22 protein-coding genes, 1 pseudogene and 1 riboswitch are annotated in these 25,458 nt (G+C 73.0%); of the genes and pseudogenes, 7 read left to right on the top strand and 16 right to left on the bottom strand.

What is annotated here, in order from left to right; all coding sequences use genetic code 11:
* The 3 genes and pseudogenes from E2C06_RS22780 to E2C06_RS22770 all read right to left on the bottom strand — a co-directional run.
* Nucleotides 1-214: pseudogene (locus E2C06_RS22780) on the bottom strand (IS701 family transposase); the annotation flags it as partial.
* A gap of 60 nt (nucleotides 215-274) precedes the next feature.
* Nucleotides 275-1,729: a GntP family permease gene (locus E2C06_RS22775; protein WP_133290907.1), complete on the bottom strand. Its 1,455-nt coding sequence runs from the start codon at nucleotides 1,727-1,729 to the stop codon at nucleotides 275-277.
* A 4-nt stretch (nucleotides 1,730-1,733) separates the two neighbouring features.
* Nucleotides 1,734-2,783, bottom strand: a complete 1,050-nt coding sequence (locus E2C06_RS22770; protein WP_133290906.1) for a patatin-like phospholipase family protein — start codon at nucleotides 2,781-2,783, stop codon at nucleotides 1,734-1,736.
* A 448-nt stretch (nucleotides 2,784-3,231) separates the two neighbouring features.
* Nucleotides 3,232-3,336, top strand: a riboswitch (glycine riboswitch).
* 31 nt (nucleotides 3,337-3,367) lie between these two features.
* On the opposite strand from E2C06_RS22770, the gene E2C06_RS37810 reads away from it, so the two are divergent.
* Both E2C06_RS37810 and E2C06_RS37805 read left to right on the top strand, forming a co-directional pair.
* Entirely contained in the window at nucleotides 3,368-4,054 is a 687-nt protein-coding gene (locus tag E2C06_RS37810) for an FAD-dependent oxidoreductase (protein ID WP_206664643.1), read from the top strand.
* Between the two features lie 19 nt (nucleotides 4,055-4,073).
* Nucleotides 4,074-4,634, top strand: coding sequence for an FAD-dependent oxidoreductase (locus E2C06_RS37805; RefSeq protein ID WP_206664642.1), 561 nt, complete (start codon nucleotides 4,074-4,076; stop codon nucleotides 4,632-4,634).
* A 39-nt stretch (nucleotides 4,635-4,673) separates the two neighbouring features.
* Here E2C06_RS37805 and lon read toward each other — a convergent pair whose 3' ends face one another.
* The 4 genes from lon to E2C06_RS22745 form a co-directional block, all read right to left on the bottom strand.
* Nucleotides 4,674-7,076: an endopeptidase La gene (gene lon, locus E2C06_RS22760; protein ID WP_133290905.1), complete on the bottom strand. Its 2,403-nt coding sequence runs from the start codon at nucleotides 7,074-7,076 to the stop codon at nucleotides 4,674-4,676.
* A gap of 14 nt (nucleotides 7,077-7,090) precedes the next feature.
* A complete protein-coding gene (locus tag E2C06_RS22755; RefSeq protein ID WP_206664641.1) occupies nucleotides 7,091-7,504 on the bottom strand; it encodes an Hsp20/alpha crystallin family protein in 414 nt (137 codons plus the stop codon).
* A 480-nt stretch (nucleotides 7,505-7,984) separates the two neighbouring features.
* Nucleotides 7,985-9,205, bottom strand: a complete 1,221-nt coding sequence (locus E2C06_RS22750) for an MFS transporter (RefSeq protein WP_133290904.1) — start codon at nucleotides 9,203-9,205, stop codon at nucleotides 7,985-7,987.
* A gap of 7 nt (nucleotides 9,206-9,212) precedes the next feature.
* The gene (locus E2C06_RS22745; RefSeq protein WP_133290903.1) at nucleotides 9,213-9,689 is read right to left on the bottom strand and encodes a PRC-barrel domain-containing protein; all 477 of its coding nucleotides are present in this window, start codon (nucleotides 9,687-9,689) and stop codon (nucleotides 9,213-9,215) included.
* Nucleotides 9,690-10,178: 489 nt separating this feature from the next.
* Between E2C06_RS22745 and E2C06_RS22740 the strand changes: the two genes are divergently transcribed.
* Complete coding sequence (locus E2C06_RS22740; protein WP_133290902.1) at nucleotides 10,179-13,526, top strand: DEAD/DEAH box helicase; 3,348 nt, start codon at nucleotides 10,179-10,181, stop codon at nucleotides 13,524-13,526.
* Nucleotides 13,527-13,628: 102 nt separating this feature from the next.
* Here E2C06_RS22740 and E2C06_RS22735 read toward each other — a convergent pair whose 3' ends face one another.
* From E2C06_RS22735 to E2C06_RS22705, 7 genes are all read right to left on the bottom strand, one after another.
* Nucleotides 13,629-15,404 carry an SLC13 family permease gene (locus E2C06_RS22735; protein ID WP_133290901.1) on the bottom strand — a complete coding sequence of 592 codons (1,776 nt, stop codon included), beginning with the start codon at nucleotides 15,402-15,404 and terminating at the stop codon, nucleotides 13,629-13,631.
* Between the two features lie 79 nt (nucleotides 15,405-15,483).
* Nucleotides 15,484-16,635: a patatin-like phospholipase family protein gene (locus E2C06_RS40365; RefSeq protein WP_165982582.1), complete on the bottom strand. Its 1,152-nt coding sequence runs from the start codon at nucleotides 16,633-16,635 to the stop codon at nucleotides 15,484-15,486.
* 20 nt (nucleotides 16,636-16,655) lie between these two features.
* A complete protein-coding gene (locus tag E2C06_RS22725; RefSeq protein ID WP_206664640.1) occupies nucleotides 16,656-17,744 on the bottom strand; it encodes an SDR family oxidoreductase in 1,089 nt (362 codons plus the stop codon).
* Nucleotides 17,745-17,805: 61 nt separating this feature from the next.
* Complete coding sequence (locus tag E2C06_RS22720; protein ID WP_133290898.1) at nucleotides 17,806-18,069, bottom strand: hypothetical protein; 264 nt, start codon at nucleotides 18,067-18,069, stop codon at nucleotides 17,806-17,808.
* Nucleotides 18,066-18,320: a hypothetical protein gene (locus E2C06_RS22715; protein WP_133290897.1), complete on the bottom strand. Its 255-nt coding sequence runs from the start codon at nucleotides 18,318-18,320 to the stop codon at nucleotides 18,066-18,068. Before E2C06_RS22715 ends, E2C06_RS22720 begins: the two co-directional genes overlap by 4 nt.
* Before the next feature lie 79 nt (nucleotides 18,321-18,399).
* Nucleotides 18,400-18,885: a hypothetical protein gene (locus tag E2C06_RS22710; protein ID WP_133290896.1), complete on the bottom strand. Its 486-nt coding sequence runs from the start codon at nucleotides 18,883-18,885 to the stop codon at nucleotides 18,400-18,402.
* Nucleotides 18,866-19,291, bottom strand: a complete 426-nt coding sequence (locus tag E2C06_RS22705; RefSeq protein WP_133290895.1) for an HflX GTPase family protein — start codon at nucleotides 19,289-19,291, stop codon at nucleotides 18,866-18,868. The genes E2C06_RS22710 and E2C06_RS22705 overlap by 20 nt, the downstream gene beginning before the upstream one ends.
* A gap of 155 nt (nucleotides 19,292-19,446) precedes the next feature.
* Between E2C06_RS22705 and E2C06_RS22700 the strand changes: the two genes are divergently transcribed.
* The 3 genes from E2C06_RS22700 to E2C06_RS22690 all read left to right on the top strand — a co-directional run bounded on the left by E2C06_RS22700 (nucleotide 19,447) and on the right by E2C06_RS22690 (nucleotide 21,766).
* Nucleotides 19,447-19,629 carry an FAD-dependent oxidoreductase gene (locus tag E2C06_RS22700; protein WP_133290894.1) on the top strand — a complete coding sequence of 61 codons (183 nt, stop codon included), beginning with the start codon at nucleotides 19,447-19,449 and terminating at the stop codon, nucleotides 19,627-19,629.
* A gap of 233 nt (nucleotides 19,630-19,862) precedes the next feature.
* Nucleotides 19,863-21,044, top strand: a complete 1,182-nt coding sequence (locus E2C06_RS22695; RefSeq protein WP_133290893.1) for an acyl-CoA dehydrogenase family protein — start codon at nucleotides 19,863-19,865, stop codon at nucleotides 21,042-21,044.
* A gap of 92 nt (nucleotides 21,045-21,136) precedes the next feature.
* The gene (locus E2C06_RS22690; RefSeq protein WP_206664639.1) at nucleotides 21,137-21,766 is read left to right on the top strand and encodes a 3-keto-disaccharide hydrolase; all 630 of its coding nucleotides are present in this window, start codon (nucleotides 21,137-21,139) and stop codon (nucleotides 21,764-21,766) included.
* A 39-nt stretch (nucleotides 21,767-21,805) separates the two neighbouring features.
* Here the strand turns inward: E2C06_RS22690 and E2C06_RS22685 are convergent, their stop codons facing one another.
* Nucleotides 21,806-22,987, bottom strand: a complete 1,182-nt coding sequence (locus E2C06_RS22685) for a phytanoyl-CoA dioxygenase family protein (protein ID WP_165982581.1) — start codon at nucleotides 22,985-22,987, stop codon at nucleotides 21,806-21,808.
* Between the two features lie 203 nt (nucleotides 22,988-23,190).
* Here E2C06_RS22685 and E2C06_RS22680 point away from each other — a divergent pair, with 203 nt between their 5' ends.
* On the top strand, nucleotides 23,191-24,117 hold the full coding sequence (locus E2C06_RS22680; RefSeq protein WP_133290891.1) for an NAD(P)-dependent oxidoreductase: 927 nt from the start codon (nucleotides 23,191-23,193) through the stop codon (nucleotides 24,115-24,117).
* A gap of 121 nt (nucleotides 24,118-24,238) precedes the next feature.
* On the opposite strand, the gene E2C06_RS22675 is transcribed toward E2C06_RS22680, so the two are convergent.
* Entirely contained in the window at nucleotides 24,239-25,426 is a 1,188-nt protein-coding gene (locus E2C06_RS22675) for an ABC transporter substrate-binding protein (protein WP_133290890.1), read from the bottom strand.
* Nucleotides 25,427-25,458: the final 32 nt, after the last annotated feature.

Genomic DNA, 25,458 nt, shown 5'->3' with positions numbered 1-25,458 from the left:
GGATGGCCTGCTGGCGCCACGGCCCCGGGTCGCCCGCCGCCTCCGCCCGCATCCAGCCTGTCTTGCGCCGCTCAGGGCCGAGCAGCCCATCGAGGAACCCACCAGCCGATGTCGCCACCCGGTCCTGGGTGAACAAGGGACGGATCCGCGCCTTGATGTCGCGCAGCGACAACGCCCACAGCTCCAGCGTCGTCTCGATCGATGCACCGCTCAACAGTCCACCCCTCGGCAAGGGCGAACAACGCGTCAGCTCCAGAAGAGTGCAGCTGTATTGCTAGAATGACCCCGCGAGCCCGCCCACCGCAATCACTGCCGCCAGGGCGATCAGCGCGCCGACCACGCTCGATATGACGATATCCATATAGCTGTCCCGGTGGGTGCAGCCGCAGACCGCCAGCAGCGTCACCACCGCGCCATTGTGCGGCAGGCTGTCCAGCGTGCCGGCGCCGATCACCGCGACGCGGTGCAGCAGGCCGGGATCGATGCCCTGCTCCGCGGTCAGCCGCAGATAGGTCCCGGCCAGCGCGTCAAGCGCGATGGTCAGGCCGCCGGAGGCCGAGCCGGTCAGCGCCGCCAGGATGTTGGTGGCGGCAGCGAGGGAGACCAGCGGCCCGCCGCCAATGCCGAGCACCCAGTCGCGCACCGCCTCGAAGGCCGGCATTGCGGCGACCACGGCGCCGAAGCCTACCAGGCTGGCGACGCTCAGCACCGGCAGCACCGCGGCATTGGCGCCGGCATCGGCACTGGCCCGCAGCGAGGGCAGCCGCGCGCCCGAGGTGGCGACCAGCACGAGGATGGCCGCGGCGAGCGCGACCGCGACGGACCAGACGCCGGCGACGGCGGCGAGGCTGGTCTCGCCCCATCGCGGTTCGGCCAGGTAATAGGCATCGATCCGCGGCAGGACGAGCAGCGACAGCACCAGGTTGACGGCGACCACGACGACCAGCGGCAGGGCGGCGAGCAGGATCGGCGGCGACGCGGTGGTTTCGCGGCTGCGGTGGATCTCGGCCGGGTCGAAGCCATCCGCCACCACCGCCCGCTCGCGCACCAGCGGGTCGTCCACCGCCGCGTCGGCGGGTGCCTCCGCCCCGGGGCCGAAGCCCTCTCCCGCGCGCCGCGCCGCGGCTTCCCGCCGGCCGAGCCACCAGAGGCCGAAGCCCAGCATGATGGCGGAGGCGAGGAGGCCGAGCCCCGGCGCCGCGAAGGGCGTGGTGCCGAAAAAGGGCATCGGGATGGCGTTCTGGATCGCCGGCGTGCCCGGCATGGCCGACATGGTGAAGGTCGAGGTGCCGAGCGCCACGGCCGCCGGCATCAGCCGGCGCGGGATGCCGGCCTCGCGGAACAGCGCGGTCGCCATTGGCACGAGCACGAAGATCGCCACGAACAAAGACACGCCGCCATAGGTCACCGCCGCACCCGCCAGCACCACCGCCAGCATGGCCCGCCGTGTGCCGAGCCGGCTGGTCATCCATGCGGCGATGGTGCTGACCGCGCCGCTGTCCTCCATCAGCTTGCCGAAGAGCGCGCCCAGCAGGAACAACGGGAAGAAGGAGGCGACGAAGCGCGCCGCGGAGCCCATGAAGGTCTGCGTCCAGTGTGCCAGCAGGGGCTCCCCGGCGAAGGCGGCGGCGACCAGCGCCGCGGCCGGCGCCAGCAGCAGCACCGACCAGCCGCGGAAGGCAAGCCAGACGAGCAGCCCGAGGCCGAGCAGGATGCCGAGCAATCCCACGGCGTCAGACCCCCTCCAGCAGGCTGTCGATATCGGCGGTCGAGCGCTTCCCGATCTCGGCGCCGTGCTTCTCGAGAAACGCCTGCGCCGCCTTACGGCCTTCGTCCCGCAACATGGTCAGGAAGGCCCATTCGGCATTGAGCTTCGAGGAGGCGCCGAGTTCGACCATGATCTGGTTCTGCACGATGTGCATGCGCATCCGGCTCCACATGGCGCCTTCCGCCGTGCCGGGATTGGCGACGCGGCGCATCATCGCCAGCATCTTCAGCTCCTTCAACGCGACTGCGTTGAAGGAGATCTCGTTCACCCGGTCGAGGATGTCGCGCGCGCTGCGCGGCGTGCCGGGACGGTTGATCGGGTTGATCGGGATCAGGATGGTGTCGTCCGAGGCGAGCTCGGTGATCAGCGGCACCAAGATCGGGTTGCCGGCGAAGCCACCATCCCAATACGGGTCGCCGTCGATCTCGACCGCCTGGAACATCTGCGGCAGGCAGGCGGAGGCCAGCAGCGCCTGCGGCGTCAGGTCGCCGTTGCGAAAGATCCGGGCGCGGCCGGTGCGGACATTGGTCGCAGTGACGAAGACCTTGATCGGCCCGGCCGCCAGCGCGGCGAAGTCGACGCTCTCGGCCAGCACCCGCTCCAGCGGGTTGCCGCCGAAGCTCGGCACGTCATAGGGCGAGACCACGCGCGAGATCAGGTCGGTCATCAGGTAGAGCGGCGAATTGTCGAGCGTCCAGCGGCTGAGCAGCACGTCCATCGGACCGCGCTGGAAGGGGCTGTACTTGGCGGCGACGGAGACGCGCTTCCAGAAATCCTCGAGCGCCTGCCGCGCCCCGGCGGCGCCGCCCTTGGCATGGCCGCTGGCCAGTACCGCGGCATTCATCGCGCCGGCCGAGGTGCCGGAGATGCCCTCGATTTCCAGCCAGGGCTCTTCCAGCAGGCGGTCCACCACGCCCCAGGTGAAAGCGCCGTGCGAGCCGCCACCCTGGAAGGCGAGGTCCACCAGCACGGGGTCACGCGCGCCGCGCGGCGCTGCGGACGGGGTCTTCGCCATGGTTTTGCACTCCGTTCCTGCTGCTGCAGCCGCACGGCGTCCAGCCCCTGCCGCTGAGGATCGCCGACATACCCGACCCGCAACCCTGGTGCGTTGAAGCCCGGAGTGGCTCCCGCTTGACGTCATGGAGCATCGTCCTTGCGCGTCGCCGCCGGGGGGGGCCAGGTGCATGCAGCCTGCAAGCCGATCCGGCTGTGCACCAAGCGAATTTCTGCCATCTGGTCAAGCAGGCTCGCTGAATTCATCGAGCGGCAATCGGGACGAGCTCACCTTGAGGCGCACCAGCCGGCGGGTGCCGCAGGAATGGCCGCGATCCATACCGGCCTTACTTGCCGGCCTGTGCCGCGACACGAGGGCGGCGCGGAAGGGCCCGCCATGGCCCCCGGGCTGCGGCGGCGCCGAAGGAGCAATCGCCCCGCAAACTCTCAGGTACCAGCGACCGCAACCCATCGAGAACTCTGAAACGCAGGGCCACAGCCCTCGCCGATGGTGTAAGTCGAGGTCCGCTACCCGGGCCCGATGATGCTCTCAGGCCAATGACAGAGGGCGCTTTAATCCCGCCGCAGGCGGGAGGGAGAGTCCCCGTGCCCGCATCAGGCAACGACTCCGTCGCCGTCATCGGCGCCGGCATCACCGGCATCACCACCGCCTACAACCTGGCGAAACGCGGCTGCCGCGTCACCATCTTCGACCGCCATCCCTATGCGGCGATGGAAACCTCCTTCGCCAATGGCGGCCAGCTCTCGGCCTCGAACGCCGAGGTCTGGAACAGCTGGACGACGGTGCTGAAGGGGCTGAAGTGGATGATGTCGCCAGGGGCGCCGCTGCTGGTGAACCCGCGTCCCTCCTGGCACAAACTGTCCTGGATGGGCGAGTTCATCGCCGCCATTCCGCGCTACGGGGACAACACCGTCACCATCGCACGGCTGGCGGTCGAGGCGCGCGAGCACCTGCGCCGCATGGCGGAGGAGGGCATCGACTTCGATTGCGAGGATCGCGGCATCCTGCACTTCTGCGAGCCGAAGCGGGATTTCGAATCCGCCGGGCGTGTCTCCGCCCTGCTGGCCAGGGGCGGGCTCGAGCGCCGTGCCGTGACGCCGGAGGAGATCCGCGCGATCGAGCCGGCGCTGCGCGGCACCTATCACGGCGGCTTCTACACGCCCTCCGACGTCACCGGCGACATTCACAAATTCACCAATGGGCTGGCCCGTGCCTGCGAGACGCACGGCGTTGCGCTGCGCTTCGCTTCGCCACGGAGATCGTGTCGATGAATGCGGGCGCCGGGGGGGGGTGACCATCATCAGCCGCTCGACCGAGCCGAGCCTCGACGGGTCGATCCACCCGGAGGAGATGCACGCCTTCGACCAGGTGGTGGTCTGCAGCGGCGTCATGTCGCGCGGCATCGCCTCCGGCCTCGGCGACCGCGTCAACGTCTATCCGGTGAAGGGCTATTCGATCACGGTGAGCCTGGCCGAGCAGGCGGATCAGGACGCCGCGCCCTGGGTCAGCCTGCTGGACGACAAGGCGAAGATCGTCACCAGCCGGCTTGGCCCGACCCGCTTCCGGGTGGCGGGCACGGCGGAGTTCAACGGCTACAACCGCGACATCAGCGCGGCCCGCATTGCCTCGCTGGTCGCCTGGTGCCGGGCGCATTTCCCAGGGATGAGCACGCGCCAGTCGGTGCCCTGGGCCGGGCTGCAGCCGGTGATGCCGGACATGCTGCCGCGGGTGACGCGCGGACGGAACCCGCGGGTCCTCTACAATACCGGGCACGGGCATCTCGGCTGGACGCTGTCGGCCGCGACGGCCGATGCAGTCGCGGCGCTGGCGACCGCGCGCCGGAATGCCTGACGACGGCGGTGCCGTGCGCCGCCATCCCTCCACCGCGGGTCAGGGTGCGGGGCGCGGTGCCTGGTCGAGGGCGGCTTCGGTCGCCTCCTCCGCCCGTTCCAGCCAGACGAATTCCAGCCGGTTGCGGGCGTCCTCGGGGATCTCCTCATAGTCCCGCCGGTTGCGGGCCGGCAGCAGCACGCGGGTCAGGCCGGCCCGCGCAGCGGCCACCGTCTTCTCGCGGATGCCGCCCACCGGCAGCACCAGCCCGCGCAGGCTGATCTCGCCGGTCATCGCGGTGTCGTTCCGCACGGTGCGGCCGGTCAGCAGGGAGACCAGCGCGGTGAACATCGCCACGCCGGCGCTCGGCCCGTCCTTCGGCGTCGCGCCGGCCGGCACATGGATGTGGATGTCGGATCTTTCGAACAGCGCCGGGTCGATGCCGAGCGCCTCGGCGCGGTTCTTGACCAGGCTCAGCGCCGCCTGGGCGCTTTCCCGCATCACCTCGCCCAATTGACCGGTCAGGATCAGCCGGCCGCCGCCCGGCGTGCGCGTCGCCTCGATGAACAGGATGTCGCCGCCGACGGGGGTCCAGGCCAGGCCGGTGGCGACGCCGGGGACGGTGGTCCGCATCGCCACCTCGTTCTCGAAGCGCGGCGGGCCGAGGATGCCGTTGAGGTCGTCGGCGTCGATCCGCACCGCGTCGGCACTGCCCTCGGCGATCCGCACCGCGGCGTGGCGGAGCGCGCGGCCGATCTCGCGCTCCAGCGCCCGCACGCCGGCTTCCCGCGTATAGGCCTGGATGATGGAGCGCAGGGCGGCCTCGGTCAGCTCCAGCTGCTCGGGTCGCAGGCCGTTCGCCTCGCGCTGGCGGCGCACCAGGTAGCGAGTGGCGATCTGCAGCTTCTCCGCCTCGGTGTAGCCGGTCAGCTCGATGATTTCCATCCGGTCGCGCAGCGGCCCGGGGATTGTGTCCAGCATGTTCGCGGTGGCGATGAAGACGACGCGGCTGAGGTCGAAGGGCACGCCGAGGTAGTTGTCGCGGAAGCTGTCGTTCTGCTCGGGGTCCAGCACCTCCAGCATCGCGGCCGAGGGATCGCCCTGGATCCCCCGCCCCATCTTGTCGATCTCGTCCAGCATCATCACGCAGTCCCGGGCGCCCACCTTCCGGATGCCCTGGATGACGTTGCCCGGCAGCGCGCCGATATAGGTGCGGCGATGGCCGCGGATCTCCGCCTCGTCGTGCACGCCGCCGAGCGAGACGCGGACGAACTTCCGCCCCATGGCGCGGGCGATGGACTGGCCGAGCGAGGTCTTGCCGACGCCGGGCGGCCCGACGAAGCAGAGGATCGGCGCCTTGCCCTGCGGCGCCAGCTTGCGGACGGCGAGGTACTCGACGATGCGCCGCTTGATCCGGTCGAGGCCGAAATGGTCCTCGTCGAGGATGCGGCGGGCCTCGGCGATGTCGATCGGCTTCTCGTCCGCCAGGCGCCAGGGCAGCTCGATCAGCCAGTCGAGGTAGCCGCGGATCATGCCGTGCTCGGGCGAGGCCTCCGGCATGCGTTCCAGCCGGCGCAGCTCCTTGCGCGCGGCCGCCTCCACCTCCGCCGGCATGGCGGCCTTCTCGACGGCCTCGGTCAGGTCGCGCAGCTCGGCCGACTTGCCCTCGTCCTCGCCCAGCTGCTTCTGGATCGCGGCCATCTGCTCGCGCAGCAGCATCTCGCGCTGCCGCGCGTCCAGGCTGGCCCGGGTCCGCTCGCCGATCTCGGCGTTCAGCCGCAGCACCTCCAGCCGCTGCGCCAGCGCCGCCGAGACCCGGTCGAGCCGCCCGACGATGTCGGTCGTCTCCAGGATCTCCTGCTTCTCCGGGGCGCCGAGGTCGATGTAGGCGGCGACGAGGTCGGCCAGGGCGCTGGCGGAGCCGAGGGACTGGACGGTGTTCACCAGCCCTTCCGGCACCTGCGGCAGCAGCCGGAGCGCTTCCAGCGCCTGGCCGCGGAGGTGCATCATGCGCGCCTCGATATCGGGGGTCAGCGCCTCGGTCTCCTCCAGCCGCAGCACGCCGGCGGCGAGGAAGGGGCGGCCGGGGATCCAGTCCAGCACGCGGAACCGCTGCACGCCCTGGCAGATCAGCTGGTGCGTGCCGTCCGGTGCGGTCAGCCAGCGCAGCACGTTGGCCGCGGTGCCGGTGCGGTGCAGCGCGTCCGGGCCGGGCTCCGGCGCCTGCGGGTCGCGTTGCAGCAGCACGCCGATCTGCTGGCCGTCGCGCATCGCCTGCTGCACGGCGGCGACGGAGGACTGCCGCGCCACCGCCAGCGGCATGACGGCGCCGGGAAACAGCACCGCGTCCCGCACCGGCAGGATGGCCAGCGCATCCGGCGGCAGGCTGCCGCCGCCCCCGTTGCTGCCCGGCGCGGGGCCGAGGTCCGGGGCAAGGGCGCGGCGTTCGAAGTGGTTCTGCATGACGCGTCCCGGCCTCAGCCGGCCTTCTCCAGCCTGACCAGCAGGCAGCCGTTGACGAGGCTGTGGCGGACCGGCGCTGCGTAGCGGCCGGAGGGCAAGGGAATGCGGCGCTCGAAGCGGCCCTGCGGCAGCTCCAGCCGATGGATGGCGGCGTGGCGCAACTCGGGCGGCAACAGGCGCAGGCCGGCCACGTGCAGCGTGCCGTCCTCGATCGCCGCCTCCACCGCGGCGGGGTCGACGCCGGGCAGGGCGACGAGGATCAGGACCTCGCGCTCGGTCTCCAGCACGTCCGCCGGGGGGTGCCAGACCGGCAGCGCCGACGCCGCCTGGCGTGGGGCGAAGGAATGCCGCTGCCTGCCCTCGGCCTGCATCAGCAGGCGGCAGGCTTCGGCCCACATCCAGTCGTCACCGTCGTCTCGTCCCGCCATGCCAGCCGCTCGCGTCCAGGGAACAGGCGCCGGGGTGGCGTGCCTGAGACGGTGCTACGCATGCCGAGCCCGAGGGTTCGCCGCGGGGGGCGCGACCCGGCCCGCGCGGCCGCAGCCCCTGCGTCCCGAACGCCGAGGGCCCGCCGGCCCTCGGCGGCAACCTGTGCGGTGCCCTGGCTCGGCGAGCGGGGCCAGGGTCTGCCTCACGGCCGCCTGCGGTCCCCGTCGCCCTCCGTGGCGCGGGGGCCAGCGGGCGCCCGACACCAGTGGCCGTCGCCAGGCCGAGATAGCCGTGCCAGAACTCACGCGAGGCGAGGCGGGAACCGGCCTGCCGATGATGCGCGGGTCCTGCTCCGTTGTCCGGACGTCGTGGCCGAGGCCGCGACCGCCACGGATCCCCGGTCAGGAGTGCCGCGGCTTCCCGGCGCGCTCACGCGGATCCGGCGGCGGCGCGACGTCGTGCGGCGAGGGCTGCCGGCATCACGCGTCCACGTGCCGGTCCGGCGCATCCTGCGGAAAGGGCGTGGTTTCCGGCATGGCCAGCCAGGCCAGCGCGACGGCGGCCAGCCCCGCCCCGGCCAGCGCGGCAAAGGCGACCGACGCGCCGAATTCGGCGGCGAGCAACCCGGCGACCGTGGTGCTGAACGTGGCGCCGATCCCCGAGGCGAGCCCGAACACCCCCATGCAGGTGTTGAATCGGTTGGTGCCGCGCGTGAGGTCGGCCGCGAGCAGTGGTATCAGCACGCCGAAGACCGCGGCGCCGATGCCGTCCAGGGCCTGGACCAGCACCAGCCCGACCGGGTTTTCCACCACCGCCAGCAGCAGGCCACGCACCGGCAGGGCGCCGAGGCCGAGCAGCAGAACGAGCCGCCGCCCATGCCGCTCCGCCAAGCGACCGATTCCAGGCGAGAGCGCGGCGACGACGAGTTGCGGCGCGACGATGCAGGCGGCGATGACGAGATTGGCGATGGTGCCGCTGCGGGCCGTGGCCTGGGTGCCCGCCAGCGGCAGCATCGCGGCATTGGACAGGGCGAACAGCGCGCAGCAGCCGGCGAAAACCAGCACGCCTCGGTCGCGCAGCAGGTCGCGCAGTCCGGACAGGCCAGGGGCCTCCCCGGCCACCTGGCTTGCGGCTTCGCGCGGTGCGAGGTCAGCGGCGCGCATGTTGGCCAGCGCCGCCATGGCCGGCAGGGTCAGGGCGGCGGTCAGCCAGAAGACCGCCGCGCCGGACACCCAGGTGCCGACCGCGCCCATCAGTCCCGCCGCCAGCCCGTTGCCGAGCGCCCGGTAGCGTGCGTTGCGCCCGAGCCGCGGGCCAAGCCCATCCCGCCCGACCAGCATCAGGCTGATCGCCGCGACCGCGGGCGCCAGCACGCAGGACGCGAAGCCGTGCAGGACTTCCGCCAGCAGCACGGGCAGCGTCGCCGGCCATGCGGCCAGCAGCAGGGCGCTGAGCGCAAGGCTGACCAGCGCCGCCAGGGCGGCAAGCCGCTTGTGCGGCAGCGCATCCACCAGCGCGCCGGCCGGCACCTGGCTGACCATCGCCGCGAAGGTGCCGACGCTGAGGGCGAGGCCGATCTGCACCTCGGTCCACTCCTGCGCCGCGAGATAGACGGCGATGAAGGGCCCGAAACCGGTCTGCACATCGGCGACGAAGAAATTCAGCCAGTCGAGGCCACGCTCGCTGCCACGCCGCGCCATGCCTCCGCTAGTCCTGCGCCGGGGGCGGCGCGTCGGGCGGGGATGACTCGGCCGGGGCCGCGACGATGAGCGGGCCGTCGGGCTTGAACTCCGGCACGGCCTTCAACTGGTCCGGGCCGAAGCCGAGGGTGATCGCACCGGTCTGCTGGTCGGGCGCGAAGCGCAGCGCCCGCCAGGCGACCGCGATCCGCCGCTTGCCCACGCCGAGGAAGCCGCCATAGTCGAGCACAGCGGCCTGCGGCTGGCCGGCGGCGTTCACCAGCACGTTCATCACCTGCGCCACCACTTCGCCTTTCGGTCCGGTCACGTCGCGCCCGAGCAGGCGGAGGACCGATCCGGCAGGGATCGTTTCGTTCAGCGCCGGCGCCGTTGTCGGTGCCTGGGCAGCGGCGCCCACCGCCCAGGGCAGCGGAGCGATCACGGCGAGCCATAGTACGGCGGCGCGGCGGCGCGGCGGCACGGCATCCGGCATGGCAACCCTCATCGATCCCTCCGTTGCGCGGGGCGAAGCGCCTGCTGAACAATCCGCCGGCGGGGGCGTTCCCGCAGTCCTGGCCCCGCGGTGGCGCGAACCGCCGCGGGCCGGATGCCGTTTCCTCGGTCCCGCGGCGCCGTGCCGGAGGCTAGGCGCGGCCGCCGGGGGACGCGTGCCGGGCGTGCTTCCGCGGTGCCTCGGGGCGCCAGTACCTGCCCGCGGATGCAGACAGCCATGCCCCGATGCCCCGGTCGACGGGGCGGCCGCCGGCCATGCCGGCGCGTGCCGTCACGCCGGCGCGACGCGGCGTCCTCGTTGTTGCCCCGGCCCTGAACCGCAGGCGGTCCCGCCGGTTCGCTCCCCACCCCGACCAGGAGGGAGTCGCGATGCCGCGCAGCCATGCCAGCCCACCCCGCCCGATGCCTGTCGTCGTGACTGCACCCGGCATCCCCTGCGCGGCCCGATTGGCCGGCCCGCCGCACCCGGCTGATCGTCACGGTGGCGCTGCCCGTGGCGTCGGCTAGGCCGCCGCGCGCCCTGGCCAAGGCGGCCCGGGCGGATGCCGCACTGCCGCAGGCCGAGCCGGAGGGGCTGCTGGCGGCGAGGCTGGTCGAGGACGCCATCACCGAGGGTGACGCCGGGACCATCTTCGTCGCCCGCAGCGAGGCCCGGGCCGCCCGCCTGCATCGCGCCGCCCAGGCCCTGTCCCCGGCCGGGCTTGCGGTGCTGCTGCTGCCCGGCTGGGACTGCCTGCCCTATGACCGCGTCTCGCCGTCGCGCGCCGTGATGGGCCAGCGCATGGAGGTCGCGCGCCGCACCGGGGAGGTCGGGCCGCGGCTGCTGATCGGCTCGGCCGACAGCCTGGCACAGCGCCTGCCGCCGCCCGATGCCGCCGCCGCGCTGCGGCTGGAGACCGGCGGCGCGCTGGACCCGGATGCGCTCCGCCGCGACCTGCTCCGCCGCGGCTATGCGCTGGATGACCGGGTGGATGAGCCGGGCGAGGCCGCGCTGCATGGCAGCGTCGTCGACATCATCCCGGCCGGAGCCCCCGGCGACCCGGCCTGGCGACTGCGGCACGAGGGGGGACGCATCCTAGGCATCCATCGCTTCGACCCGGTCACCCAGCGCAGCCTGGAGGCGGAGGAGCATGCCGTGCTGCTCGGCCCCGCCTCCGAGCTCGTGCTGCCGCCGGACCACGCGCTGGCCGAGGCCAGGCCGCCCGGGCTGGAGCACGCGCTGGGCGCCCTCCGCACCGACCTCGTGACCCTGCCGGCGCTGCTGCCTCGGGCCGCGGTGATCCTCGACGACGGTGCGGCCGAAGCGCTCGGCAGGCGCTGGGCGGAGGTCGGCGAGGCCTTCCGCACCCGCATCGCCCTGCGCCCTCCGGGGCCGGAGGAGCCCCCGGTTCCCCCGCCGGACGTCCTCTACCTCGACCCCGCGGCCTGGACGGCGGCGCTCGGCGGGCGGCGGTCGCGGCAGGTGGCGCCGCCCGGCGAAGGCCCCGCGCAGCCGCCGCGCTTCGCCGCGCTGCCCGACCCGGATGCGGAGCTCCTGGCCTATGCCGAGGCCCAGGTCGCCCAGGGCCGCCGGGTGGTCATCGCCGGCCCCGTCGGGCGTGGCCTGCGCCGGCTGGTCCAGCGCCTGGCCGAGGCGCTCGGCACCGCGCCGCAGCTGGTGGCGGATTGGCCGGCGTTGCTCGACCTGCCCGGCGGCAGCCTTGCCTGGCTGGATGCCCCGCCCGACCTGCCGGGCTTCGAGGCGGCCGGGGCCGTGCTGGTGCCGCTCGCCACGATCCGCCCCGGCGCCGCCGCACGGCAGGCCGGGCAGGGCGCCGAGGCACTGCTGGCCGCCACCGCCAGCCTGCAGCCCGGCGATGCCGTCATCCACGAGGACCATGGGCTGGGCGCGCTGCGCGGGGTGGAGCCCGTGGACACGGGCGCGGCGCAGCTCGACTGCCTGCGGCTCGACTATGCCGATGCGGCGCAGATCGTCCCTTTCGACGAGCTGGACCGGCTCTGGCGCTACGGCGCGGAGGCGGCCGGGCTGAGTCTCGACCGCCTGGGCGGCGAGGCCTGGCCGAAGCGCCGCGCCGAGGCCGAGGCGGCGGTTGCGGACAGCGCCCGCGCTCTGCTGGAGACGGTCCGGGCGCGGGAGGCGGCGCGCGCCCCGGTGCTGCGCCCGCCGCCCGAGCCCTTCGCCCGCTTCGCCGCCCGCTTCCCCCATGAGCTGACGGCGGACCAGGCCGCCGCCGCGGCGGCGGTGCAGGCCGATCTCGGCGCCGGCCGGCCGATGGACCGACTGGTCTGCGGCGATGTCGGCTTCGGCAAGACCGAGGTGGCGCTGCGCGCCGCCGCCGCGGCGGCACTGGCCGGCCACCAGGTCGCGCTGCTGGCGCCGACCACCGTGCTGGTGCGTCAGCATGCCGAGAGCTTCCGCCGCCGCTTCGAGGGGCTCGGCGTGCGGGTCGAGGCGCTGTCGCGGCTGACGCCGCCGGCCGAGGCCCGCACCATCCGCGCCGCGATCGCCAAGGGCGAGGTGCAGGTCGCCATCGGCACCCAGGCGCTGGCGGCAAAATCCGTCCGCTTCCGCGACCTCGCCCTGCTCATCATCGACGAGGAGCAGCGCTTCGGCGCGCAGCAGAAGGCGCAGCTGCAGCGGCTGCGCGCCGGCGGCTCGCCCCATGTGCTGACGCTGACCGCGACGCCGATCCCGCGCACCCTGCAGGCGGCGCTGGTCGGCCTGCGCGAGCTCAGCGTCATCGCCACCCCGCCGGCCAGGCGCCAGCCGGTGCGGACGCTGCGCGCGCCGCTCGAGGATGCCCTGCTGGCCCAGGCGTTGCGGCGCGAGGCGCGGCGCGGCGGGCAGAGCTTCGTCGTCTGCCCGCGGATAGAGGACATCGCGCCGATGCGCGACCGCATCGCCGCGCTGGTGCCGGAGCTCTCGCTGATCGAGGCGCATGGCGGCCTGCCGCCGACGGAGGTGGACGAGGCGATGGTGCGCTTCGCCGATGGCGGCGCCGATGTGCTGGTCTCGACCAATATCGTCGAATCCGGGCTCGACGTGCCGCGCGCCAATACCATGCTGGTCTGGCGGGCCGACTGTTTCGGACTGTCGCAGCTGCACCAGCTGCGCGGCCGGGTCGGGCGCGGGCGGCAGCGCGGCGCGATCTACCTGCTGACCGACCCGGCGGTGCGCCTTTCGGCCGCGACGGACCGCCGGCTGCGCACGCTGGAGGCGCTGGACCGGATCGGCGCCGGTTTCGCCATCAGCGCGCGCGACCTTGACCTGCGCGGCGCCGGCGACCTGCTGGGGAATGCTCAGGCCGGCCACCTGAAGCTCGTGGGCATCGAGCTCTACCGCCACCTGCTGGACCGCGCCCTGGCCGTGGCGCGCGGCGAGACGCCGCCCGAGGCCTGGAGCCCGAGCCTGGCGCTCGGCGTCGATGCCTTCGTGCCGCCCGGACATGTACCGGAGGAGGTGCCGCGGGTCGAGGTGCATGCCCGGCTCGGCCGCATGCTGCGCGACCAGGACCTGGCGGGAATCGAGGCGTTGGAGGACGAGCTGGAGGACCGCTACGGCCCGGCGCCGGAGCCGCTGCGGAACCTCTTTGCCCTGGCGCGCATCGCAGCGCGCTGCCGCCGCCTCGGCATCGCCCGGATCGAGGTCGGCCCGAGCGCCGCCGCGGCGACCCCGCGCGCGGCCCGGGACGCGCCGCCGCCCGGCCTCGAGCTCCGCAACGGCCGCCTGCTGCTGCGGCGGGACAGCGGCAGCGCCGCGGAGCGCCTGGCGGCGGCGGAGGCCTTGCTGGCGGCGCTGGCGCCACCCCGCCGCGGGCGCGCGGCGTGACTGCAACGGCGTGCCGCACGCCGAGTCCGGCAGGCCACCAGTGGCGGATGCGGCCGCAGCAGGACCGAACCCGCGAGCGGTTCCGTCCTGTGTCGGCCCGCCCTACCGCGCCAGCGGCCAGACCAGCGCGATCATCGGCACGCCGACCGCCAGCACGATGAGCGACAATGGTAGGCCGAGCCGCCAGTAGTCACCGAACCGGTAGCCGCCGGGACCCATTACCAGCGTGTTGCACTGGTGGCCGATGGGCGTGAGGAAATCGCAGGCCGCGCCCACCGCCACCGCCATCAGGAAGGGATCGGGGCTGAGACCGAGGCGCTGCGCCAGGCTGCCGGCGATCGGACCGAGCATCAGCACGGTCGCGGCGTTGTTCAGGAAGGGCGTCACCGCCATCGCCACCAGCATGATCAGGCCGAGCGCGCCGAGCGGCGGCAGCGTCTCCATCGTGCCGGACAGCCAGCCGGCGATCAGCTCAGTCCCGCCGGTGGTGCGGATCGCCTCCGAGACCGGGATCAGCGCCCCGAGCAGCACGATCACCTGCCAGTCCACCGCCTGGTAGGCCTCCTGCGGGGTCAGGGAGCGGAGCAGAAGCATGGCGACGGCCGCGGCGAAGAAGGCCACGGTCACCGGCACCGCATGCGTCGCCACCGCCAGCATCGCCAGGCCGAGCACGATCGCCGGCAGCCAGCTGCGCCGGCTCCGGCCCAGCTCGATGCCGCGTTCGGTGAGCGGCAGGATGCGGAGCGCCGCCAGCGTATCCGGCAGCCGCGTGGCTTCGCCCTTCAGGATGGCCACGTCGCCGCGACGCAGCTTGAGCTGCTTCAGCCTGTCGCGGATGCGCTCGCCGCGCCGGCTGACCGCCAGCAGGCTGACGCCGAAGCGCGCGGCCAGGGCGGCGCTGGTCGGGGTGGCGCCGACCAGTGGCGAATCGGCGGTGATGACGCCCTCCACCACCGCCTTGGCGTCCTCCGGCACGTCCTCGGCGGTGGATTTCTCCCCGACCAGGACCAGCCCGGCGCGGGCGACCAGCGCCTCGAGGTCTTCCGGCTCGCCCTCCAGGATCAATAGGTCGTCGGCGCGGAGCGGCCAGGACGCCGGCGGCGCCTCGCGCCTCAGGCCCGCACGCAGCAGGGTGGCGACGCCGACGCGATCCTCGGAGAGGGCCTGCAACGCGCCGATGGTGTCGCCGACCAGAGGGCTGTCGGGCTGGAGCCGCGCCTCGGTCGCGTAGGCCTCGATGGCGGTGGCCGGCGCTGCCGCCTTGCCCCGCCGCGCCGCCGGCAGCAGCCGCCAGCCGAATGCGAGGAAGACCAGCCCCGCCAGCGCGATGACGATGCCGACGGGGGTGTAGTCGAACATCCCGAAAGGCTGCCCCGTCACCTGTTCCCGCACGCGGGAGACGATGATGTTGGGCGAGGTGCCGATCAGCGTGACCAGCCCGCCGAGCAGCGAGGCGAAGGCCATCGGCATCAGCAGCGCGCCGGGCGGGGTGCCGGTGCGGCGGGCCAGCTGCAGCGCCACCGGCATGAAGATCGCCAGCGCGCCGATGTTCTTGGTAAAGACCGAAGCCAGCATCACCGCCGCCGCCAGCACCGGGACCTGGGTGCGGCGCGACCGCAGGTGCGGCAGCAGCGGCCGCATCGCCGTCTCCACCGCGCCGGACCGGGCGACCGCGGCGCTGACCACCAGCGCGGCGGTGACGATGATGACGATGTCGTCGCTGAAACCGCTGAAGGCCGCGTCCATGGGCACGATGCCGGCAAGGATGCCGGCCAGCAGCGCGAGCATGGCCACGAGGTCGTAGGGCAGCCGGCCCCAGACGAACAGGCCGACGGTGCCGGCCAGGATGCCGAAGGCAAGCGCCTGGTCGAGGGTCATGCGGGCGGGTGGGGCATCGGGGAACCTCGGCGGGACAGCGCCAAGCGCGCCAGGGCCTTCTCGGTTGCGCCGGCTGATCCTAGATCCGTGCGGGTGTGGTCTCGACGTCGTGCAGCAGCAGCCCCTCGGCCAGGGGGATGGCCGCGGCGGGCGAGGCGAGGCGCTGCAGCGCCTGCCGCATCGCCGCGCCCCCCGCCGCCCAGCGGTCGGCGAGCGTGGCGGCGGAGAAGTCGAACATCTTGCCCGGTCCCGCCTCGTCCCGCGCGGCGCGATAGCCGATCCGCACGAGCGTCAGCGGCGGATCCGGGCAGGCCTCCGCCAGCAGCGGCGCGACATCGGCGCGGATCTCCGCCGGCAGCCTCGCCGCGAGCCGCCCGACCAGCGCGCGCAGCCGCTGCTCCCGCGCCCGCCCTTCCAGGATCCGCTCGGTCTGGTTGCCGAAGCCGAGATCGGCAGCCCGCGCCATCGACGCGCCGAGGCTGCGCGGCCGGCTGCCCGCGCGGGCGAAGAGTTCGATGAGGATGCAGTCCAGCGCCCGGCCGCGCGGCACGTCCAGCACCAGGTCGAGCGGCGCGTTGGAGGCCAGCCCGCCATCCGCCAGCAGCCGCCCGTCCAGCGCCACCGGCGCGAAGACCGGCAGCAGGGCGCAGGAGGCGACGACGTGGCGCGGGCCGATCCGCGTGCCGCGGGCGGTGTCGAAGACCACGCGCTCGCCGGTCTCGACATCGGTCGAGGCCAGGATCAGGCGGCCGTCGCCGCCGTTCAGCCGGTCGAAGTCGATGAAGTCCGGCAACCGCGCCAGCAGCGGCTCCAGGTCGAAGAGCGCCGGCGCCTCGCCGATCCGCGGGCCGGGGACCAGTCGGGGGCGGAACATACGCGGATGGCCGAGCAGCAGCGTCTGCAGCGCGCTCGCCTCGTTGTAGGCCATGCGCCAGGCGCCGGATGACGGCGGCGGGCCGAGCAGGAAGGTGGTCGCCGGGGTCGGGTCGGTCGCCATCAGGTCCCAGAATCGGCGCAGCGGCGCGGCCCGGGCGCCCGGCGGATTGCCCGCGATGATCGCGGCATTCACCGCACCCGCCGAGACGCCGGCCAGCAGGTCGGGCGGCGCCTCGCCGGAGGCTTCCAGCGCGGCATAGGCACCGGCCTCGAAGGCGCCGAGCGCGACGCCGCCCGAGAGCACCAGCGCGCGCCCGGGCCGCGTCCCGGCCCCGGCCCTGTCGGCTCCGTCCATGTCGGCTCCGGTCATGCCGGCTACTTCGAGACCGGGCCAGGCCTGGCGGCCGGCGCCATGGCCTCCAGCAGGCGGAAGCCAATGGCCATGCCGAGGTCGAGCAGCCGCAGCGGCAGCGCCATGAAGTCGAGCGGCAGCGCCGCCAGGTTGGCCATGGCCGCAAGCGGCGCCCCGCCGAGGCCGGCCGCCTCGCTCCAGCCGCCATCCACGGCGTGCTCGTCCGGCGCCGGCGCGAAGAGCGCGCCGGGGCTGTCGCCGCTCGGCTCGGCCGAAAGGAAGCCGGTGTGCAGCGCGCGGCCGGTGAACCAGGTGGCGACTGCCGGCACCAGCCTGTCCTGCGCCGCGGCGATCCGGCCGAAGCCTCCGACGATCACCTCGGCCTGCGGCTGGTCGAGCAGGCCGACCACCGCATCGGCGACATCCGCCGCGTCGTAGACCGGCGGCGGCGCCTGCACCCGGCGACCGCTGAAATTGGCGGCGTGCTGGAAGAAGGGCGTGTCGATGACCGAGGGCAGAACGGTGCAGACCTGGATGCCCGGCTGGTCCAGCACCTCCTGCCGGAGCGCCTCGGAGAAGCCGCGAATGGCAAATTTGCTCGTGGCATATGGCGTGCTGTCCGGCTTCGCGGTGCGGCCGACGATGGAGGCGTTCTGCACCAGCAGGCCATGGCCCTGCGCGCGGAACTGCCGCATCGCCACCCTGGCACCGTGCAGGTAGCCGTACAGGTTGACCTCGATCACCCGCTTCCAGGCCTCGGTCGGAATCGCATCCAGCCGTCCGAAGGCGCCGACGCCGGCATTGTTGAACCAGACATCGATGCGGCCGAAGTGCGCGAGCGCGGCGCGGCCGAGCGCCTCGACCGCGGCTTCCTCGGTCACGTCGGTCGGCACTGCCAGGGCGGTACCGCCGGCTGCCTCGCAGTCGCGCGCGGCGTCGGCCAGCATGCCTTCCCGCCGCGCCGCGAGCACGACGATGTCGCCGCGTTCGGCAAAGGCGAGCGCGGTGGCGCGGCCGATGCCGCTGGAGGCGCCGGTGATCACGACGACATGGGGCTGATGGGCTGAGGGCAGGGTGCGTCCTGTCGGGAAACGGGGAATGCTGCGGCGCAATATCCTGTCCCAACGGCGCGCCCCGCCGCCGGGTTGCAGGCGAGGGCAGCGCTTCCTGGATTCAGCCCGGACCGGCTGCGTCCTTCCCGCCGGCGGCCTCCGGCCCGGCATCTCCCGCGGCCGGCGGACCGTCCTTGCCCCGTGCCAGCAGGTCGGCCGCCGCCTTTGCCGGATCGGCCGCGGGCTTGCCACCGGCGGGGTCGAAGGGCTCCTCGCCGGTGCCCCAGGGACCCGGCGCGTCGCGCGGCGGCCCGTAATGCGCGTTGCCGGGGCCGGCCGCGTTCGGGCCCTGCGGCGTCGGGCGGCGCCGGTCCGCCTCGCTCATCGGCCACCCCGCTTCACCGCGCCGGTCGCGGCGCCTCCGGTCTCGGCATTGCCGGTGCCGAGGCTGCCGAGCCCGGCCGCCGGCCCGCCGCCCGGGATCGTGCCGCCCGGATTGTGGCCGGAGGCGATGCCCTGCCCGCCCTTCGGCCCGCCGCCGGTGCCGGAGGGCTGCTGCGGCGTCGCGCCCTTCAGCCGCGCCTCGTCCACCGCGGGCATCTCCGGGATTTTTCGGTCATCGTGCTGGTCGGCCATGCGACGTCTCCTGCCTGTCCTGCCGCGCCAACGTGGCCCGCGGCGCCGGGATGCGGCGCGGCGGCGGAACGTCGCGCCGTCAATCGCCGATCCCGAGTTCCCGCAGCCGTGCGATGCTCCGCTCGGCCGAGACGTGGTGGACGAAGGGGCCGCCCTTCCGTTCCCAGCCGTCGCGGGCGGCGATGCGGTCATCGACCAGAACATGGCCAGGCGCCGACCAGCGCGGCTTGTCGCGGCTCATGCAGGTGATCACCGGCACATGCGCGCCAAGCATCCGCGCGACCCAGCGCCGCTTCTGCGCCGGCGCCCAGGACCCGAGCGGCAGACCGGTGAGGATGGTGGGGCGATGCGGCGCGCAGAAGCGCCACAGCGCCTCGGCATCGTGCATCATCCCCAGCGTCTCGAAGAAGCGGGGCGCGCGGGCCAAGGCCGCCCACATGGTCTTGAGCGGCAGGTCCTCCGGCCGCTGGCCGCATACCGCCTGTACGCCGCGGTCGAAATCGGCGAGCACGCCGTCGAGGTCGAGGAAGAGGTTCACGCCGGCACTAACGCCCGGGTGCGGCATCCCTTCGCCGCTCGAAACATGCACGGTCCTTCGGCGCCAGGCGAAGGGTGACATGGATGGCGGCGTGGCCGTCGTGCCGCCCGATCACCTCGTCATGGCCATAGAGCCGGGCGAACTGCGCGCTGTCCGAGGTGAGGATATCGAAGCCGATGGTCACCAGCCCTTCCGACCTCTGCGTATCGACTGCCGATAGCAGGGCCGGCAGGCCTTCCCCGGTCAGGGCGGAGGCGGCGACCTCGCCGGGGCAGACTCCCACCCGCGCCACGCCGCCGAGCTCCGCCGCCTCCGCCAGCCGTGCCTCGGCATCGCGCGACTGGCCGTCCTGCTGCCAGGGCAGGATCACTGCCGTGCGCATCGGTGCCTCGGACGTCGCATGCAGGCCGGCGTGGGATTCGGTGCCGTTCATCGTCGCCTCCGGATGCTGCGTCGGCCGGGGTAACGCGGACGGGGCCGGCGGCGTCCCCATGGAGCTTCGGAACGGCCTGGGCGATCCCGGTGCAGCCGGCGACGGCTTGCCATCCCGGCGGTTGCCTCCGCTCTCCCGGTGACGAGGACGCAGGAATGACCCGGGACCCGACGAGCGCGAAGCCGCTTCGCGCGGTGATCCTCGGGGCTGGCTTCGGCGGGCTGGAAGCGGCGCGGGCCCTGGCCCGCGCGCCCTGCGCAGTCACGCTGGTGGACCGCCACAACCACCACCTGTTCCAGCCGCCGCTGTACCAGGCGGCGACCGCGGCGCCCGGCTGATCACCGGCCGTGACCGGCGCGGCGGCGATGCGGCGCGCGTGCCGGGGCAGCCGGTTGCGCCGCCGCCCAGCATCAACCCGGGTACCCCGCCGAGGCTCGCCTTGGAACGACGCGGCGCGGCCTGACGGCGCGACCCGCGCGCATCCAGCGGACGACGATCGCGGCGGCGCATTGACAGGCGGCGCCGCCCGGCCCGCAATGTGACTGGAAAAACGAGCCAGCGGGGTGCCGAGATGGACCACCCGATCGTCGCGCCCGGCGCGGCAGCCGACCCGCCCGGCCGCGCCGAGGCCCTGGCGGAGGCGATCGCGGCGGCAGCGGCGGAGATCGAGGCGACCCGCCGCATCCCGCCCACGCTGGTCGAGGCGCTGCACCGGTCCCGCCTGTTCCGCATGCTGCTGCCGCGTTCGGCCGGCGGCGACGAGGTGCATCCGGCGACCTATCTCCTGGCGATCGAGGCGGCGGCGCGGCAGGATGCCTCCGTCGCCTGGAATCTGTTCGTTGCCAACAGCACGGTGCTGATCGCCGCCTATCTCGACCCCGCGGTGGCGCGCACGATCTTCGCCGACCCGCGCAGCGTGCTGGCCTGGGGGCCGCCGAACGAGACGATCGCGGACGCGGTGCCGGGCGGCTACCGCGTCTCCGGCCGCTTCGACTTCGCCAGCGGCTGCCGGCTGGCGAGCTGGATGGGCGTGCACTGCCGGGTGCGGGAGGCCGATGGCGGGCTGCGGCAGAACCATCTCGGCCGGCCGGCGATCCGCACGCTGATCTTCCCCGCCGCGGAAGCCAGGCTGCTGGACAATTGGAATCCGATCGGGCTGCGCGGCACGGCGTCCGATTCCTACACGGTCGGGGATGTCTTCGTCCCCGAGGCCTTCAGCAGCACGCGGGAGGACCCCAGCCTGCGGCGGGAGCCGGGGCCGCTCTATGCCTTCACCCAGCAGGGGCTCTACGCGGTCGGCGTCGCCGGCGTGGCGCTCGGCACCGGCGGGGCGATGCTGCAGCAGTTCGTCGCCCTGGCCATGACCAAGGCGCCGCGCGGCCAGGCGCTGCTCGCGGAGGATGCCCTGGTGCAGTCGGAGGTGGCGCGGGCGACGGCGAAGCTCGGCGCGGCGCGCGCCTGGCTGCTCTCGATGCTCGGCGAGATGCATGACGCGGCGGAAGCCGGGGCGGCGCTGCCCGTGGCGGAGCGGGCCCGGCTGCGGCTGGGCTGCGCGCAGGCGATCCAGGCATCTGTCGAGGTGGCGGATTTCGCCTACAAGGCCGCCGGGGTGGATGCCATCTTCCCCGGCAGCCCCTTCGAGCGGCGCTTCCGCGACATCCACACCCTGTCGCAGCAGATCCAGTCGCGCGCCGCGCATTTCACCGCGGTGGGGCAGGTCATGCTGGGCCGCGCGCCGGTGGGCTTCCTGTAGGCCGCGGCCAGGCGGTTGGCCGCACCGCAGATCGGACCTAGCCTTTCCGCTGTCGACCGGAGTCAACCGGACGCAATGGGGAGGAACCCAGCATGAAGCGCAGGACGCTCACTCTCGGCATGTCGCTCTGGGCCGGCGCGGCCGGGCTCGGCGGCTGGCGACGGGCGCTGGCCCAGTCATCCGGCTGGACCGCGCTGTTCAACGGCCGCGACTTCACCGGCTGGGACAAGCTCGGGGGCGCCAACTGGCGCGTCGAGGACGGCGCGTTGGTCGCCGACCGCGGCAACGGCTTCCTGGTGACGCAGGCGCCCTATGCCGACTTCGCGTTGCGGGTGGAATTCTGGGCGGATACGGCGACCAACAGCGGCATCTTCATACGCGCCACCGATCCCGCCAATCCGACCTCGACCAACGGCTACGAGGTGAACATCTGGGACGAGCGGCCGGAGCCAAGATACGGCACCGGCGCCATCGTGGACGTCGCCGCGGTCGATCCCATGCCGAAGGCCGGGGGGAAGTGGAACGTCCTCGAGATCACCGCGAAGGGCGACAGCTTCACCGTGGTGCTGAACGGCCAGAAGACCGCGGATGGCGCCCGTGACGCCAAGCACCCGACCGGGCGCATCGCCCTTCAGCACGGCGCCGGCCTGAAGGACGACAAGGGCGTCGTCAACGACCGCGGGGTTGTGCGCTTCCGTAAGGTGGAGATCAGGCCGCTGTAGCGGTGGCCGGGCGCGGGCCCCAGGGCCCGCGCCTCGAGATCAGATGGCGAGGTCCTTCGTATTGTAGTCCCGGATGACGCGATCGAATGTTTCCGGCGTGAAGCGGAACTCGTCCTCTCGCCCGGTGAAGGGCTGGTAGCGAAAGACCGGCGCATCGGGGAAGGCCTGGTGCCGCGCATCGATCGCCACCTGGATCACCGCCGAGCGCTCGAAGATCCGCGTTTCGTCATAGACCGCCTTGCTGTCCTCGATCGACAGCGCGGCCTTCTGGCCCAGCACGGATTTGCGGCGATGGAAGCCGAAGGTCAGCGAGATCCGCAGGTCGGGCGAGGAATTGGCGAAGGAGCCGTGCACCATCTGCCGGTTGACCATGGTCACGTCGCCGGCGGCGCAGACCAGCGGCACCGCGCCCGGCAACTGTTCGCTGCCGCCATTCTCCCGCACCATCGCCTTGATGTCGGCCTTGCCCAGCTTGTGCGAGCCGGGGATCACCCAGAGGCAGTTGCCGAGCGTCGTCGGGTAGAGCTGAACCTGGAAATTGAAGCCGTGAATCCCCTCGTCCCACTCCGGCGAGTTCCAGTGCGTGACACCATCCTGGTGCCAGGCAACGGAGCCGCCAAGGCCTGGCTGCTTGACGAAGATCGCGTCATTGAACGGCACGAAATCCGCACCGTTGATCGATTGCGCCGCGGCCAGCAGGCCCGGGTGGCCATAGAGCCGCAGGCCGGACGGCATCGACTGGCACATCGAGTACATCAGGAACACGACGTGCTCCGGCGCGCCCGCATCAGGCTTGGGTTGCACCATCTGCGCCGGATGCCGCCCGCCCAGCAGCTGCGTGCCACCCCAGGGATCGGCCAGCGGCTTGGTGAAGCGATAGGGCAGCCGGGCATAGTCGAGGCCGAGCGCCGGCCGGCCCTGCGCGTCGAGCGTCGCGTCAGGCCCGACCGGGGCGCGCGCGAGCATCGCCTGAGCGTCGGCGCGCAGCGCCTCGACCTCTGCCGCGTCGATGACGCCTTCGAAGATGTAGTAGCCGTGCCGCCAATAGGCGGCCTGGATATCCGGATGCAGCGCGCCGTCCTCGGTCAGCCGCAAGGGGCCGCGATTGCCGATCTCGGCGGCCAGCTTTTCGCCCGCAGCGCGATAGGCGCTCATCCCGGCCGCGTGTTCGGCGCGGGAAAGGCCTGGCGGGGCTGCTTGGGGTTCGGCCAGCTGGGTCATGGCACTCGTTTCCTCCCTCGATTGCGGCGATTCTCGCCGACCGGGGCAGGCCAGGACAAGCGCCATTCGGCAAGCGTCCTGGTCTGGCCACCCGTGGCGGCGGCAGGTCGCGCGGCGGCCGCGCCGGCAGCGGGGAGCGGAGCGGTCATCGCCAGGGCCGGGCCGCCGTGGCAACAAGGGCCTTTCTGGGGGAGGAAAAGCGCATGACCGACACCATCGGCTTCCTGGGCCTCGGCTCGATGGGCGGACCGATCGTGGCGCGCCTCGCGGCCTGGGGCCGTGTTGCCGGCCACCGCATCCTGGTGCACGACATCCGGACCGATGCCATGGCCCGCGCGGCGGACGCCGGTGCCGAGCCGGTTGCGGGCGGCGCGCGGGAGCTCGGTGCCCGTTGCCCGCTCGTCTTCGCCTGCCTGCCGGCACCCTCCATCTCCGAGTCGGTGGCGCTCGGCGCGGAAGGCGTCGTCTCCGCGCCTGGCCATGCCCTGCGGACCTATGTCGAGATGTCGACCATCGGCAGTCCCGCCATACGGCGCATCGCCGAGGGCCTCGCGGCCCGGAGCGTGGCGCTGGTGGACAGCCCGATCAGCGGCGGCGCGATCGGCGCGCAGACCGGCGTGCTGGCCGTCATGGCGGCGGGCGCGCCGGACGCCGTCGCCATGGCGCGGCCGGCGATGGAGGTGATCGGCAACCACGTCTTCGTCGTCGGCGACGCCCCCGGGCTCGGCCAGGCGATGAAGCTTGCCAACAACCTGCTCTCCCTGGCCGGCATGGTGCTGACTGCGGAGGCCTTGTCGCTCGGCGCCAAGGCGGGCCTCGACCCCGCCTTGATGTGCGAGGTCATCAATGCCGGCACCGGCCGCAACAGCTCGACCGATTCCAAGTATCCGCGCGCCGTGCTGACCGGCAGCTTCGATGTGGGGTCCACCAACCACATCGCGCAGAAGGACATGTCGCTCGCCATGGCGGAATGCGCCGCGCTCGGCGTGCCGGCACCGCTGACCGGCCTGGCGCGGGAGATCTGGGCGATGACCGAGGCGGCGCAGGGCCCGCAGGCGGACATGACGACGGTGGCGAAGCTGTACGAGGGCTGGACCGGGGTGCCGCTGCGCGCCCATGGCAAGGGCTGAGGGTCCGCAAAGGGAAAAGGCCGGGGAGAAGGTATTCTCCCCGGACCCCTCATTCAATTCCGTGAGTCCGGCAATCGCCGCGTGGCGACCGATTTGCCGTCCTGCATGGCGGAGCCTGCCGTCAGTCGTAGCCGGGGGCCAGGCGGAAGGTGCCGTCGCGGAAGGAATTGGCCTGCGACATCACCACGCCCTCATCCGGGTAGCCGTTGTGCTGCCGCGGACCCCAGGCATAGCGGCCATAGACGCCGTCGAAGGGACCGGCGGTGTTCCAGTAGCTGGCCATTCGCTCCGGCGCCTCGCCCACCTCCCGCACCGCGGCGGCGACCAGCGCGGCGATGTCGTAGCCCGCGGCAATCCACCAGAGCAGCGTGTCGGACGTCTCGACCTTCGCCGCCTGCAGCCGGGCGACAAGGTCGGCGGTTCGCGGCGGCAACCGGCCATCCTCGCCGTAGCAGAGATTGCGGAAATTGGTCTGGTAGACCTTCTCCCAATTCTCCGGCCGGTCGAGCAACGCCCGGGTCTGGCCTGAGCCGAGGGTCGGCTGGCCGGCGACGATCACGTCCCAGCCCATCGCCGCCCGCACGTTGAGAATGCGTGAGAGGAAGCCCGGGTTGACGCTCCAGGGCATGATCGCCCTGGCGCCCGCATTGCGCATCCGCATCATGTCGGGCAGCAGGTCGGGCTGGTTGGCGTCGATCGTCGCCTCGTAGGCCACAGTGGCGCCAGCGGCGGTCAGCATGCCGGCGAAGGCCTTCACCGAGGAGGTGCCGTAGCCGCTGGTGTCGCCGATCACGGCGATCTGCCGGATCTTCAGGATGTCCATGACGAAGCGGTTGGCGGCAGCGCCGACCTGCTGGTTGGACGGTGCGGTGCGGAAGGCCAGCGGATATTTCTCGGCGTCGATCACTTCATCGACGAAGCAGGGGTTGAGCTGCGGCGTGCGGGCGCGGGCGATGACCGCGGTGCAGGCCAGCGCCTCGCCCGAATTGCCGGGGCCGTAGAGCACGTTGACCTTCTCGCTGCGGGTCAGCTCGGCGGCGGCGTTCACCGCCTTGGTCGGATCGCTCTGGGTGTCGCGGACGACCAGCTCGACTTTGCGGCCCTGGATGCCGCCGGCGGCGTTCAATTCGGCGACCCCGAAGACGATGCCGCGGTTGATCGCAATGCCGGTGGAGGAGGAGGGGCCGGTCAGCGCCGGCAGCCAGCCGATGCGGATCGGCCCGGATGCGGCCAGGGCCGGGGCGGCCAGCCCGGTGCCGAGCGCCAGGGCCGAGCCCTTGACCAATTGCCTGCGAGAGAGCCCCGTCATCACGTCCTCCTCCTTGTTCTTGCGTGGAAGGC

Source organism: Dankookia rubra, from assembly GCF_004355005.1.
Taxonomy (GTDB): domain Bacteria; phylum Pseudomonadota; class Alphaproteobacteria; order Acetobacterales; family Acetobacteraceae; genus Paracraurococcus; species Paracraurococcus ruber_A.
This window is presented reverse-complemented; position numbering and strand designations above follow the sequence as displayed.